This window comes from Citrobacter sp. RHBSTW-01044 (genome assembly GCF_013781945.1).
GTDB classification, from domain to species: domain Bacteria; phylum Pseudomonadota; class Gammaproteobacteria; order Enterobacterales; family Enterobacteriaceae; genus Citrobacter; species Citrobacter braakii.
This window is the reverse complement of record NZ_CP056180.1, coordinates 1,991,123-2,005,994: the sequence shown is the minus strand read 5'-3', so window position 1 is coordinate 2,005,994 and position 14,872 is coordinate 1,991,123. Positions and strand designations below refer to the sequence as shown.

10 protein-coding genes are annotated in these 14,872 nt (G+C 53.2%); 1 reads left to right on the top strand and 9 read right to left on the bottom strand.

From position 1 onward, the window contains the following. Positions 1 to 146: 146 nt before the first annotated feature. Positions 147 to 2,066 (top strand): penicillin-binding protein 2, encoded by a 1,920-nt coding sequence (gene mrdA / locus HV352_RS09670; protein ID WP_181635381.1) that lies wholly within the window; start codon positions 147 to 149, stop codon positions 2,064 to 2,066. On the opposite strand, the gene HV352_RS09665 is transcribed toward mrdA, so the two are convergent. The 9 genes from HV352_RS09665 to cheZ all read right to left on the bottom strand — a co-directional run bounded on the left by HV352_RS09665 (position 2,038) and on the right by cheZ (position 14,864). Further along, positions 2,038 to 3,177 (bottom strand): glycoside hydrolase family 105 protein, encoded by a 1,140-nt coding sequence (locus tag HV352_RS09665; RefSeq protein WP_181635380.1) that lies wholly within the window; start codon positions 3,175 to 3,177, stop codon positions 2,038 to 2,040. The two genes, mrdA and HV352_RS09665, sit on opposite strands and share 29 nt — an antisense overlap. After that, positions 3,178 to 4,764 carry an MFS transporter gene (locus HV352_RS09660; protein WP_103283733.1) on the bottom strand — a complete coding sequence of 529 codons (1,587 nt, stop codon included), beginning with the start codon at positions 4,762 to 4,764 and terminating at the stop codon, positions 3,178 to 3,180. A 262-nt stretch (positions 4,765 to 5,026) separates the two neighbouring features. Then, positions 5,027 to 5,419, bottom strand: coding sequence for a flagellar protein FlhE (gene flhe / locus HV352_RS09655; protein WP_019077041.1), 393 nt, complete (start codon positions 5,417 to 5,419; stop codon positions 5,027 to 5,029). Beyond that, complete coding sequence (flhA, locus tag HV352_RS09650; protein ID WP_016153428.1) at positions 5,419 to 7,497, bottom strand: flagellar biosynthesis protein FlhA; 2,079 nt, start codon at positions 7,495 to 7,497, stop codon at positions 5,419 to 5,421. The genes flhe and flhA overlap by 1 nt, the downstream gene beginning before the upstream one ends. Continuing rightward, positions 7,490 to 8,641 carry a flagellar biosynthesis protein FlhB gene (flhB, locus tag HV352_RS09645; RefSeq protein ID WP_016153429.1) on the bottom strand — a complete coding sequence of 384 codons (1,152 nt, stop codon included), beginning with the start codon at positions 8,639 to 8,641 and terminating at the stop codon, positions 7,490 to 7,492. Before flhB ends, flhA begins: the two co-directional genes overlap by 8 nt. A gap of 140 nt (positions 8,642 to 8,781) precedes the next feature. Continuing rightward, entirely contained in the window at positions 8,782 to 11,448 is a 2,667-nt protein-coding gene (locus HV352_RS09640) for an alpha-L-rhamnosidase (protein ID WP_181635379.1), read from the bottom strand. 24 nt (positions 11,449 to 11,472) lie between these two features. Then, entirely contained in the window at positions 11,473 to 12,774 is a 1,302-nt protein-coding gene (locus tag HV352_RS09635) for an MFS transporter (protein ID WP_016156809.1), read from the bottom strand. 106 nt (positions 12,775 to 12,880) lie between these two features. Beyond that, positions 12,881 to 13,732, bottom strand: coding sequence for a helix-turn-helix domain-containing protein (locus HV352_RS09630; protein WP_016153432.1), 852 nt, complete (start codon positions 13,730 to 13,732; stop codon positions 12,881 to 12,883). 487 nt (positions 13,733 to 14,219) lie between these two features. Further along, complete coding sequence (gene cheZ / locus HV352_RS09625; RefSeq protein ID WP_029139578.1) at positions 14,220 to 14,864, bottom strand: protein phosphatase CheZ; 645 nt, start codon at positions 14,862 to 14,864, stop codon at positions 14,220 to 14,222. Positions 14,865 to 14,872 lie beyond the last annotated feature (8 nt).

The following is a 14,872-nucleotide window of genomic DNA, read 5'->3' as shown; positions in this document are numbered from 1 at the left end:
CTCAGGCCTTTTTTATTTCTGTAACAGGCCATCTGTAACAACTCACAAGGAATGACACATTTCCGTAGAGATATGGAACATTTTTTGCCTGTCATCCCGTTTAAGCCTCCGTATCATGAGGCGGCGAATTAATCGGGTACGGGTCAATGACATTCAGAGATTTTGAGGCGGAGGAAAAACTCTTCCAGCGGCGTGTATTGGTGGCCTTTGGCCTGGTGGTCATCTGCTTTGGCATCCTGATTTACAATCTCTACAACTTACAAATCTGTCAGCACCAGTATTACACCACCCGCTCGAATGCAAACGACATCAAAATGCTTCCCGTGGCCCCGACGCGTGGCATGATTTACGATCGCAACGGCATCCCGCTGGTGCGCAACGTAACCTGGTACGACATTTCCGTTACGCCTTATAAAATCAGTGATATGAATGCCCTGATCAGGCAGCTCACGCCTATCATTGACCTCACTCCTGATGACATTGACCAGTTTCGCCATGCGCTGAAAGCCAGCAGCCGCTATCGCCCGGTTGTGCTAAAAAATGCGCTGACCGATGTGGAAATCGCCCGCTTCTCGGTTAACCAGTTTCATTTCAGCGGCGTCAATATCAATAGCTATGAAGACCGCCAGTACCCTTATGGCACAGCGCTGGCGCATGTCCTTGGCTATGTGTCAAAAATCAATGACAACGACCTGAAAGCGCTGGATCAAAAAGGCCTGACAGAGAACTACGCCGCCGATCACAACATCGGTAAGCAGGGTATTGAGCACTACTATGAAAATGAACTGCATGGGAAAACCGGTTATCAGGAGGTCGAAGTTGATAACCACGGACGCATCGTACGTCTGATCAAAGATGTGCCGCCCGTTGCCGGAAAAGATATCCACCTGACGCTGGACCTCCATTTACAGCAATATATTGAGAGTCTGTTGGTGGGCCAGCGGGCCGCCGTTTTGGTTGAGGATCCGCATGACGGTTCCGTGCTGGCAATGGTTTCGAACCCCAGCTATGACCCCAACCCGTTTGTCAAAGGTATCAGCTATCAGGACTATAACAAGCTGCTTCAGGATAAGGACCTGCCGTTAATCAACCGCGTCACTCAAGGGTTGTATCCTCCCGCCTCTACGGTCAAACCGTATATGGCGATGTCAGCATTACTGGACGGCGTGATCACGCCGCAGACCCGTTTCTTCGGCGCCCCCACCTGGACGCTCCCCGGCACCGAGCGACATTACCGTGACTGGAAAAAAACGGGCCACGGTATGCTGGATGTCACCAAAGCAATTGAAGAATCTGCCGACACATTCTTTTATCAGGTGGCGTATATGATGGGGATTGACCGTATTAACAGCATGCTCAGCCAGTTTGGCTATGGCAAGCCGACCGGCATCGATCTTGGTGAGGAGTATAACGGCCTGCTCCCGAGCCGCGAATGGAAGCAGAAAGTGCATAAAAAAGCCTGGTATCAGGGAGATACCATTTCGGTTGGCATCGGCCAGGGCTACTGGATTGCCACGCCGATCCAGATGGTAAAAGCCATGGTCGCGCTGATTAACAACGGCAAGGTTATCGCCCCTCACCTGCTACGTGATGAAGAGAGCGGAAAAGTCATCACGCCGTATCAGGCTCCCGAAGCACCGTCACAAATTGCCTCTGCTTCGTCCCCCTACTGGGGGCTGGTGCGTCAAGCGATGTTCGGCATGGCGAATGAGCCAAACGGTACCGGTTATAAGTTCTTTCACACCGCGCCTTACGGCATTGCAGCGAAAAGTGGCACATCACAGGTCTTTAGCCTGAAAGAAAATCAGACCTACGATGCGAAAATGATCCCCGTGCGTCTGCGCGACCACGTGTTCTATACCGCATTTGCGCCATATAAGAACCCAAAAGTCGCCATAGCGTTAATTCTGGAAAACGGCGGCAGCGATGGCGTCACCGCCGCACCAGTCATGCGTCAAATCATGGATCATCTGTTTGCTGCGCAGGGCGACGACGCACAAGCGGGTCCGATAGCCGCAACGCCATCGGACACCGATATCAAAAATACTTACGCAAGTATTCGGTAAGGCACAGCATCGCCATCGCCTGACCGTAAGGCATGGAGGTCCGAGGGATGTTGCGGTAAAAATCGAGATTGTGGCCCATCCCGGTACCAAACGAGGTATGCAGCAATTCACCTTCCGGCGAAATATGTTGCACAATGCCTCTGATGGCTTTTTCGGCTACAGCCGCATAGTCTTGTCCGACATAGCGTTTACGTACCGCTTTGAGGATCCCATAGGCAAATCCGGCGGTTGCCGAGGCTTCCAGATAGGACTGCGGGTCGTCCAGCAAGGTGTGCCACAGTCCGCTTTCATCCTGGCACTTCGCCAGCGCCGCGATTTGCGCGTTCAAAACCTGCACCAGATAGCGGTGCACTGCATTGTTTTCCGGCAAATCAAGTAATTCGAGGAAATCCGGGATGACTATAGTTAACCAGCTGTTGCCACGCGCCCAGCGAGCGTTGGCGAAGTTATGCTGTCCTTCATAGCTCCAGCCGTGGAACCACAGCCCCGTTTCTTTATCCATCAGGTTTTGCACGTGCAGCAGGAACTGATAGGTTGCCTCTTCAATATACTCGGGACGGTTGAGCAACTTGCCAATCTTCGCCAGCGGTAAGACCGTCATCATCAACGTGTCATCCCACATCTGCTGGTGATTTTCTTCCGCCAGCGTAATGTGCTGCATACCGCCGAATTGGGTACGCGGCATGTCATGCATTGCCCACTCAGCCCAGCTGTCGAGCCACGGCAGATACGCGGGATTACGCGTCTCTTCATAGCGATATGCCAGCGTTAAAAACGGTGCCATGGTGTTGACGTTTTTGGTCGTTGCACCTTCCGCAAAGCGATCGGCAAACCAGCTGTCGATAATATCGCGCATCGCGGCATCGCCGGTTTGCTGATAATACTGATACATCCCGTACAAGCCGATGCCGTGCGTCCACTCCCATCCCGCCCAGCCTTTGGTATCAATAACGCGTCCGTCATCCAGACGTAGCAAGAACTCGCCGGTCTCATCATGAATATTGACCAGGTTATGCGTCACCTTTTTGATCAACGCTTTTAATTCATCCCTGACAATAAAATGTTCTGGCTGGCGCAACAATGGACTGTGTTTAACCGGATAAACAATCATTTACTTAACCTCTGTCAATGTCGAATTCAATACAGCACCCTTTTCCAGTTTCGGTGCCGCTGGTTTATTACGATTCAGGTAACCAATATTGTTGTTACCCCAAAGTGATTCATAAGGCATGCCCGATAGCATCTCTACGGTCGCGCGTCCTTTAGCGGAAAGTCCTTCCAGCACGGGTTGCCCGGACTCACGCATTTTTGCTGTCTCTTCACGCAGGGTGCTGTGCGTTTGCAGGTTCAGTTTGAAGCGCAAGGAAACCAGGAAACCCAGCGCCAGAACAATCAGCGTTCCGCAGCTCAGAATTAACAGGATGGTATGGCTGACCGCCACGGGCTGTGCGCTCTGACCGGAGACAAAACCAGACAACTGCATCACAATCCCCACCAGCATCACCGCTCCCGCCTGCGACGCTTTACGCGTTAACGTCATAATGCCGGCGAAGATCCCTTCCCGACGCTGACCGGTGATCACTTCGTCAACGTCGGCAATATAGGTGTAGATATTCCAGGGAACGTAGTTGATACCACCGCGTCCCAAACCCGCAACGGCGGAAACCAATAGCAACAGAGAATAAACATCGCTTAATCCGGCGTAATACAGCCCCGCATAGGAGAGTGAACTGAGGCCAAACAGGACGACCACCATGCGATAAGACGGCGCAGGTCCGAAACGGATGCACAATGGGATCATGGCGATAACGGCAATAAACTGGAAGATAGCCATCGTACCCAGCAGGTTTGACGCCATTGATGCTTCCTGCATCAGCACAAACACCACATAGTAAGTAAAGACGGCGTTAAAGACGTCCTGGGCAATATAACCGCCAAGATACATTCCTAAATGCTGGCGAAAGATACGGATGCGCAGTGTTGAACTCAGTTCCACAAATAAACGGTTCATACTCTGACTCAAGGTCAGGCTTTTCTTCTCTTCTTCGGCTCGCAGCGCCGCCTCAGTCCACTCTTCCCGTGGGCGTTCCCAGGTAAAGAACCAGACGAAGGTCAGCATCAGTGCACACAGCACAGAAAACACCAGGCTGGCGTAGAAAAAAGAGACGGGGTTGTCCTTGCCAAACAGCGTCAGCAGAACGCCAGGTAAGAATGAGGCCAGAATGGCAGACATTTGCGCCATCGAAATGCGCGCGCCGGAGAATTTGGTTTTCTGTTTAAAGTCATCGGTCATTTCGGGTACCAGCGTTTCGTATGGCACCAGAATCATGGTGTAGACCACGTCAAAAATCAGATAGGTGAGCAGGTAGTACCAGAACCCCATATCACCCACCCACATTAGTGAGTAGCTAAAGACACAGGGTATCCCCAACAGAATAAAAAACTTGCGTCGCCCAAAGCGTTTGCCGAGCCAGGTGGAGCCAAAGTTATCGGTTAAAAAACCCATTAATGGGCTAACAACGGCATCCAACACCCTGGCGGTAGCGAAGATAAAGGTTGCTTCGATTGGCGTCAGGCCACAGAACGTCGTGTAAAAATAGAGTAGCCAGGCCGCGGTTAACGCCGTGGTGCCTGCGCCTAAAAAATCCCCCGAACCGTAGGCAAAATAGTTAACCAACCCAATTTTACGTGTATTCATTGCCGTTACCCCTGCACATTATTGGGAGGCCCCGCAATCCTCGCTTTGACATTGGGCCTCCTTACAGGGCCACAGTAAAAGCTAACAGCAAGTGAAACCTTTCTATTTTTGCCAGGGGTATTCGTGAAATGGCAACAGCACAAAGAGTCCGGCAACGTATGTCACCTATTTTATAAAACAGTGTTTCTATTTAATCAAAGAGGCGGACTAGAATTGCGAAGCAGCCAGCAGTTTCTGCTGCTGGCCGGTATGAAGGGAGGCGTTAACGATAGTTCACAATCACCTGATTGCTCTGAACTTGCAAGGCGGGGATCAGGCGACCGCCACCGGGTACTTCCCAGACAAAATGCATCGGTTCGATGGCGGGAACATTATTGAATCCGTTGGTGGTCCCGCTTTGCCCGTCCAGCTCAACACAGCGGGACTGGGAACATAAACGTACCCGTAACCCCGCAGGCGTTGGGCCATTGAGCTCATAGCGCCAGGCCACCAGCGTCATCAACCCCGAGACCGGCTGGCTGGGCGTCAGAGGTGCAGACGAGGCTGACTGGCCGCGGTGATTTAAAGTAATCCCCATGCCGCTGGCCTGCCAGGCGCCTTCTCCGGCAGCCTGCGCTACCAGAGGAAAAAACAACAACCACAGTAATTTACGCATTACTTACCTCCAATAGTCGCCGTCATACGGATATGGCGGTTGTCAGACAGCTCCATGTTCGATAACACCACCAGTTGCGGAATGCTGCGACGTAAAAAGCGTGCCAGTAACGGACGCAACGCGTGGTTGACCAGTAAGACCGGCGGCGCACCCAACATTTCCTGACGGGACAGCGCTTCCTGAGTCTGGGCCAGCAGTCGGTCTGCAAGACCCGGCTCCAGACCGCCGCCGCCCTGCAGCGCCTGCAGAAGCAAACGTTCGAGCGGAGTATCAAGGCCGATAACCTGAACCTCTTCATTACCTGGGAACCACTGCTGAGTGATGGCGCGTCCCAACGCAACACGTACCACCGCGGTAAGCTCATGCGGATCGTTTTGCAGCGGTGCATGTTCAGCCAGCGTTTCGAGAATGGTGCGCATATCGCGAATCGGTACTTTCTCATCCAGTAAGTTCTGCAGCACTTTATGCAGCGTAGTGAGCGTCACGACGCCCGGGACCAGGTCTTCTGTCAGTTTTGGCATCTCCTGCGAGACGCGGTCCAGTAGCTGTTGCGCCTCCTGACGGCCAAACAGCTCAGCAGCGAACTGCCCAATCAGGTGATTAAGGTGCGTGGCGACAACGGTACTGGCTTCAACAACCGTAAAGCCCTGAATCTGCGCCTGTTCCTTCAATGCGCTTTCAATCCAGATAGCGTCCAGACCGAAAGCCGGATCGACCGTTTTCTCGCCCGGCAGTGACCCGGCGGCAGTACCAGGGTTAATGGCCAGCCAGCGTCCCGGATAGGCGTCACCGCTGCCAATTTCCACCCCTTTCATCAAAATACGATAGCGGGCCGGCTGCAGATCCATATTGTCGCGGATATGTACCACCGGCGGCAGAAAACCCATATCCTGGGCAAATTTCTTACGAATACTGCGAATTCGCCCCAGCAACTCGCCATCTTGCTGAAAGTCCACCATTGGGATCAGGCGGTAGCCTACCTCCATCCCCAGGGAATCCTCCAGCTGTACGTCATTCCATGTTGCTTCCACCACGGAGTTGTTTTCCGGCATTTTCACCGGCTGCGGCTCATCGGGAGCTTTTTGCTCACGACCACGCATCCACCAGGCCAGACCCAGTAACGCGGCGGTAAACATCAAAAACACCAGGTTCGGCATGCCCGGAACCAGACCCAAAAGACCAAGCACCGCCGCACTAAGCAGCATGACACTAGGATTACTGAACAGTTGGGTCACCATCTGTTCGCCTACATCCTGGTCGGTACTCACGCGGGTCACGATAACCCCCGCCGCGGTGGAGATTACCAGCGCAGGAATTTGCGCCACCAGCCCGTCACCGATGGTCAGCAGGGTATAACTTTCCGCTGCGCTACCCATGCTCATACCATGCTGCAACACCCCGACTAACAGACCGCCGACCACGTTGATCACCATGATCAAAATACCGGCGATGGCATCTCCACGTACGAATTTACTCGCACCGTCCATAGAGCCGTAGAAATCCGCTTCCTGCGTCACCTCCGAGCGTCGTTTTTTGGCTTCATCTTCGCCAATCAGACCCGCATTCAAATCCGCATCAATCGCCATCTGCTTGCCGGGCATACCATCCAGCACGAAGCGCGCGCCAACCTCGGCGATACGTCCGGCACCTTTGGTGATAACCATAAAGTTGATAATGACGAGAATAACGAAGACCACGATACCGATCGCAAAGTTACCGCCCACCAGGAAGTGACCAAAAGCTTCAACCACCTTTCCCGCCGCCGCCGCGCCGGTATGCCCTTCCATTAAAATGATACGCGTCGACGCAACGTTCAGGGCGAGGCGTAATAATGTGGTAAACAGCAAAATCGTCGGGAATGCGGCAAACTCCAGCGTACGCTGGGTGAACATCGCCACCAGCAGCACCATGATCGACAGCGCAATGTTAAACGTGAACAGCAAATCGAGGACGAAAGCCGGCAACGGCAACACCATCATCGACAGGATCAGCAGGATAAGGATCGGTCCGGCAAGGATTTGCAGTTGCGTGGATTTCAGGTTGCTGGGCAAACGCAACATCGCGACCAGATTAGCCATCAGTATTCTTCTCGTTCATGAAATCCAGTGCTTCAGGCACCGGAAGGTTTTCAGGTTGTGGTGGACGCTTGCCGCCGGCGAGACGCCAGCGTTTTAGCTGCCATACCCATGCCAGCACTTCGGCAACGGCGGCATATAATTGACCCGGTATTTGTTGACCAATCTCAGCATGACGGTATAGCGCACGCGCCAGCGGCGGCGCTTCTAACGTAGGGACTCGATGTTCAGCGCCAATCTCACGAATGCGCAACGCCACCAGCCCCGCGCCTTTGGCAACAACTTTCGGCGCGCTCATTTTGTTCTCGTCATACTTCAACGCCACCGAATAGTGCGTGGGGTTGGTAACAATCACGTCCGCTTTCGGCACATCCGCCATCATGCGACGCTGCGCGGCCGCGCGCTGCATTTGGCGTATTTTGCCCTTAACGTGCGGGTCGCCTTCGCTTTGCTTAAATTCGTCACGAATATCCTGACGCGACATGCGCAGCTTTTTCAGATGGCTGTAAATCTGGAAAAAAACGTCGAACCCCACCATCGGAATAACGCCAAGCACCACCAACAGCGCGCACATGCCAACTAAATCCAGAGCGTTGCCCATCGCCGTAATCGGCGACTCCGCCATCAAACGCATCATCGCCGGCCAGTTATGCCAGAGATAAAATCCGGCCACGCTCCCCACCAGCGTGGATTTCAGTATCGCTTTGAGCAGTTCCGCTCCGGTTTGCGCTGAAAACATGCGTTTAATGCCCGGCAACGGATTCAGCTTAGAGAACTTGGGCTGCAGAGATTTACCGCTGAAAATCAAGCCGCCAAGCATCACCGGGGAGATTAATGCCACCAGAACGACGCCGGTAATCAACGGTAACAGCGCAATCATCGCGTCTTTAATCAGCAGGATGATTTGGCTGAGGATCAGGTTAGGGTCATTGACCATACTGTGGTCAAAACGTAATCCGGCCGACAGCATACCGGCCAGTCTGCGGGCAAGCGACTCCCCGCCAATCCAGATAATGCACACGCCCACCAGCAAAATAAGCAGTGAGGTCAGCTCTTTGGATCGGGGGACTTGCCCTTCTTCCCGTGCTTTTTCAAGTCGGTGGGGTGTGGGGGCTTCTGTTTTGTCGTCGTCGCTTTCTTCTGCCACGGCATTACTCTCGTCGTCACGGTCACGAGTATTATCGCGACCGCAACCATTGCCAATGCGTCGAATAGCGAAACGAAAACAGAGGAATTCGAGCGTTCGTTTGCCACGACAGCGCGAACGCTGCCGTGACAACCACGCGGTTAGCGCTGCCAGATAACGCGATAATGGCCCGATCCCACCTGCGCGCTATAGCCGCCGTCTACTGGCGCGAAGTCGAGGCCATCGGTATCGAGCAGCGTTTGTGCGCCATCAAGGATCACCATTGAGTGAGTATTCGGCGGAATATCTACCTCAAGGGTGATGGACTGTAAGCCATCGCGCGCCGGTTCCTGCGTCCAGTGGACGGCAATATCACCATATACCGAGCCGTATCGCGCTTTCAGCCATGTCAGGCCACCGCCCGGAATAGGCCGCAGTACCGAAGATTTAAATCCCGGCGCGTGTTCTTCGGTATTTATTCCCGCCGCCACGCGATACAGCCATTCACCGATCGCCCCGTAGGCATAATGGTTGAAAGAGTTCATGTCCGGGCTCCACATTGTGCCGTCCGGTTTCACGCCATCCCAGTGTTCCCAAATCGTCGTCGCCCCGGCCTTTACCTGATACAACCAGCTTGGGAAGTCCTCTTTCATCAGTAATTGCCACGCCGCGTCGGCCTGCCCGTTTTCGCTCAATGCGTGACAGAAATAGGGTGTGCCGACAAACCCCGTCACCAGATGACCGTCATTTTCCGCCAGCAGTTCCAGCAGCGTTTGCACGGTGCGCTCGCGGTGCGCGTCCGGCACTAACTGGAAGTAAAGCGCCAGAATATGCGCCGTTTGCGTGCGTGCCGCCAGCCGCCCGGTGGCGGTAAAAAACTCATTGCGGAAGCTTTCGACAATCGCGGTATGCAGCGCCTGATAATGGGTGTGATCTACGTCATTTCCCAGTGCTTTGGCTGATTTCGCCAGCAGCAGCGTGGACAACGCATAGTAGGCCATGCAGGTCAGTTCATTCGGCGTTGCGCCAAAATAGCTGCCCTCTTTGGCATCCAGCGCAACCCAATCGCCAAACTGCAGTTTCCACGACCACTGGTTCTCAACAGCGTTGTCATGCATAAACTCCACCCAGGCTTTCATGCTGTCGTACTGGCGGGCCAGCGTCTGTTTATCGCCGTACATCAGGTACAGCGTCCACGGGTTAATCACCGCCGCATCGGCCCAGGCGGCGGCGGAATGGGTGCGCCCGTGGGATAAAAAGCGGTCGTTGTCGCATTTGCCGGTGAGGATATCGGGAATGACGTGCGGCACACCGCCCTCCGGCGTTTGGTCGTGCTGAAGATCGGTCAGCCATTTGGCAAAAAAAGTGCGCGTCTGCATCAGATAACTCGCGGTGCGGCAGAAAATTTGCGCATCGCCCGTCCATCCCAGACGTTCATCGCGCTGCGGGCAGTCAGTTGGGATATCGACGAAATTGCCCTTAAGCCCCCACATGATGTTGTGATGCAGTTGGTTGAGATCCGCGTTTGAGGTTTCAATGTGACCCGTCGGCGTCATCGCGGAATGCAGCACGACCGCGACAAAGTCATCCCGCGTCGGCGTGCCAGGCCAACGTTCAATCAGCACATAACGGAAACCCTGAAAGGTAAAATGCGGGTGAAAACATTCTTCACCCTCGCCGCGTAAGGTGTAATCAATGCACTGTTTGGCGGTGCGCAGGTTCGCCAGATAAACATTGCCTTCGGCATCCAGCACTTCAAAATGGCGCAGCACCACGCGCTCACCTGCCGCACCGCGCACCCGAAACTCCACCCAGCCGCTGAGGTTCTGGCCAAAATCAAGCACCGTCTCACCTTTTGGCGTCGTGATGATTGAGCACGGCGCAAGCCGTTCTATTTCTTGTACCGGGCAGGCCGTTTGCGGTTGCAGCACCGAAGTCTCTGCCGCAAGCGTCGTCACCGCGCGCCAATGCCCGGCGCTAAACGCAGGCTCGCTCCAGCCACGCTGCTCCCGACGTGCGTCATACACTTCGCCATCATAAATTTCAGCAAACAAAATGGCGTCATCGCTGCCCTGCCAGTGTGCATCCGTGGCGATTATCCGCTGGCTACCATCGCGGAGCGTCACCACCATATGGCAAATAAACCCCGTCTGCTGGCCGTAATAGTTGCGATAGCGGTTGAAGCTCATATCCCCTTTATACCAACCCGCCCCCACCATCGCGCCAATCACGTTTTCGCCTTCTCGCAGGTGCTCGGTCACATCCCTGGTTTGATACAACAGATGGTGGTGGTAGCTCGTCCAGCCGGGCGATAACTCATCACGCCCGACTTTTTCGCCGTTGATCCACAGTTGATACAGCCCCAGCGCGCTGGCATGTACCACCGCCGAAACAATGTCATCACCGTCGGGCAAACTGAACGCATGGCGCAACAATGTGCCTTTTGAGTTGTCTTTATCCTGCGGCGTTTCAGCCGAGATAAACACCCCTTGCCACGCTCGCGCTGGCAGGCCGGTAATAAACGTTGCCGCCGGGCTCCAGCCGCTCTCTTCACCGTGGTTGTCGGTAATATGCACCCGCACAAAATAGCGCGTCGAGTGCTGGCAGGCGACGTCGGGCAATTCGATATTACTGGAGCGGTCATCGTGCATTTCGCCGCTGTCAAACAGGCATTGGGCAAAATCTTCTTGCGCCGACAGCTGCAAACGCCAGCTACGCTGCTGTACATCGCGCAAGGTGCTGGTGATTATCCAGCCGAAAACCGGCAACGTTTCGCAGCCCGTCAGCGTGGTTTCATAGTTGAGCGTAATCTTTTCTACTACCAACATAATTTTTCCCTCAGTGGCTCATATTCAGGCTTTGGCCCGCAAAGTATCGTGCGACGCCTGTCCGTTATCAGGCGTCGCCACCATTTCTGTTTCTGCATTAAATTCATTACGTTGCTTGCCGTGGAAGCACAGCCAGCCGATAACCATGCCTATCGCCACAATCGCCGTCAGCAGGCAATAAAGAACCACCGGCCCCGCGCTCAACAGCACAGGAGTGACGAACGCCAACAAGCCGCAGGTCAGACGGGCGACACCGACAATCACCCCTTGCGCGGTGGCGCGGAGCATGGTGGGGAATGACTCTTGCGCCCACACTTTCATGATGCCTTCGAAGGCAAATCCTGTGCCGATATTGGTAAACAGCAGGCAGCAGAACCAGGAGAGTGGCGAGAAATTAAACAATACCGGCACGAAATAACCACCGGACATCATCACCGCGCCAAAAATAAAGAATGGAACCCGTTTTGAGGTATCAACGACGCGCATAAACATCAACCCAGACGCCACGCTCACTGGCAGAATCAACAGCCCCCACAGAGAGTGCGTGCTGACCGAAATGCCCACCACATTTACCGCTACATAAGCCCCAAACTGCCCGCCGGTATTGGCCGCCAGATTGGTGAAGGTATAAAAGATACACAGCGAGATAAACGGCCACAGGTATTTGCCTTCAAGCAGATCGCGCCAGCCGGTTTTCTGCGCCCGCACGGTGGCGATGCCACGACGCAGTTCATCCTTTGCCGCCAACCACAGCGGCGACTCAGGGATAGACCAACGCAGGATCATCAGCACAACCGCCACCAGCCCAACGTGCATATACATGATTTGCGCGCCAATCAGCCCCCAGTCGCCGACGATAGCGGAGATCCCCATCGTGGCACCAATTCCCACCAGCCAGAGTAAATTGGACAAGCCGATAATCTTGCCGCGGTTTTCATCGTTCGCCGCTTCGGAGATAGTCGCCAGAGAGACGGGTAAATCAGCCCCTGTCGCCAGCCCCACTAAGAGTGTGCCCAGCACCAGGAACGGGAAGTTCAAACCAAAGGCCAGCGCCAGCGTGCCGATAAAAATCATCGCCATCGTAATAATAAAAACATTACGACGACCAATACGGTCTCCAAGACGACCGCCACCAAAAGCCCCAGCGGCAATACTCAGCGTTAATAATCCAGATAAAATGCCAATTTGTAGTGCAGTAATACCCATTGTTTTTTGATAAATGACTAAGGCTGTACCACTGGAAACAATAGCCGCCGAATCAATATATGATGCCATTCCAGACACCACCCCAATATACCAGGGGTTAGGTGTTTTATTTTTTGACATAACGATTCCCTTAAATTTACAGATAGTAAGGCGAGAAATAAGCGTATGGCCTACCCCCGTCACGATGGATGGTAGTAATAATTTTTTATTGTTATTAACCTAACAATTAAATCGCTATTAAAACTCGTGAATGAAGTTCACGTTCATGGCTTGGAGGATAATGAAAATACCGTCGATACGATTCAGTCAACCTGATCGCATTCATAAAACCACAACGTGCCGCAATTTCACTGATGGTTTTATCCGTAGTGCGCAGTAATTCTTGAGCTTTTAATACACGATACAACATCTGGAATTTAACCGGAGTATAACCGGTCACTCGCTTAATTAAGCGATACATCGTGCGCCTGGCGACACCGTTATCATCACTCAACACATTCCAGTCCAAATGACGCAAGCTACTGGTCTTGAGCATACGGATCAGGTTGGCTCGCCCTCGCTCATCAGGGCTAAGCGCCTCGGTCTGGCGGTCGCACTGGCAAAGCGTGTTGATGATGTTCAGCAAAGCGACTTCACACAATGAAAAATAGAGCACGTCATAGTTACTCTCGTTACGTGAGATTATCTCCTGGCTCAATACCTCAATACGCGCCAGCGCTCCCTGAGTTAGCGCCAGCGCGGTAGGCTGTAGAAGTTTTTCTTTTATACAATCGAGCAAATTATCAATGTGCTGTAAAAAATGAAAACTGCGCGGGCGACGAATTAATATATTAATAACCGACAGATTATTAGTTGAAACATAACTATGGGTATCGTTAGCGGTCACTAAAAAAAAGTCACCCTGGCAGATAAAACGAACCAAGTCATTAATAATATGAAACCCGCTACCGCTACGGACAATCACCAGTTCATCAAAATCATGCCCGTGCACACCTTCCATTAATTGGTTATTCATCGAAAAAAGACAAAACGCATGTTGCTCTGAATGAAAAAAATCATTCTCACGTAAAATTCGCATATCTCCCCCGCCGCTATTCGAGTAAAAACACTCGGAATATCGATAAATAACCTACTGACATAATATATTGCCTTGCACTGATAACCATTTAACTGCAATTATTATGACAAGTCTATATATCGCACTGTCACTCAGGCGTAACCTGCTGTGACCTCAGCATCATTTCGGTAAATAACCGCCAAGTTATGGCATAAAAAAGAGGATATACGCCGTGCAGATGAACCCACTTCATCCTGGCATTCAACCGGGTACGAATCATAGTGCAGGGCACATTGTCCCGACTGGCGGCCCAATAACCCTGCGGGATCCACAAAAGCGCCGCGCTCGGTATGCAGCGAGCGAACCCGTTCTGGCAACGTCACCGAAAAAATGGATAGTAAATAAAGAGAACGATAGGTATCTGTAGGCCGGATAACGCGCAAGCCGTTATCGGTTAGAATGCCCGGCGGCGAGCGCCTGCCGGGCCAGCAAATAAAAACGCTACGGATCAGAACCCGAGGCTATCCAGCAGGTCGTCAACCTGATCCTGACTTGCCACCACGCCGGCTTTTGAGGTGTCAACCTGCGGGCCGTTAAGCAAGCTTTCGTTTTCACGTTTTGGACGAGCGCCCTGCTCTGGAATGTTTTCCAGCAGAACCATCAGCAGCTGACGTTCAATCTCCTGGATAACATCCATCATGCGCTTGATGACCTGACCGGTGAGGTCCTGGAAATCCTGCGCCATCATGATGTCCAGCAGTTGAGCGTTAGTAAAGCTGGTATGCCCTGGCACATCACCCAGGAACTGGCGGGTATCGGTGACCAGTTCACGGGCGTCAGACAGCTCGATCGGATTTTCGAACCATTCATCCCAGCGTTTGGTCAGGTCTTTGGCCCCTTTTTCCATCGCGTCCTGGTGCGGCTGCGAAGCTTCCACACTGTTCAGCGCGCGCTCTGCCGCCTGTGCGGTCATCTGCACAACGTAATCGAGACGATCGCGGGCATCGGGAATCGCTTCTGCCGCTTCGGCAATAGCCTGATCCAGCCCCAGTTCACGCAGGCTGTCGCGCAGCATTCGGGTCAAACTGCCGATGCGCGCGATGATGTCCCCGGCTGAATGTTCGTCAGCAGGTTTAATTTGTGGTTGCATCATCATTATCA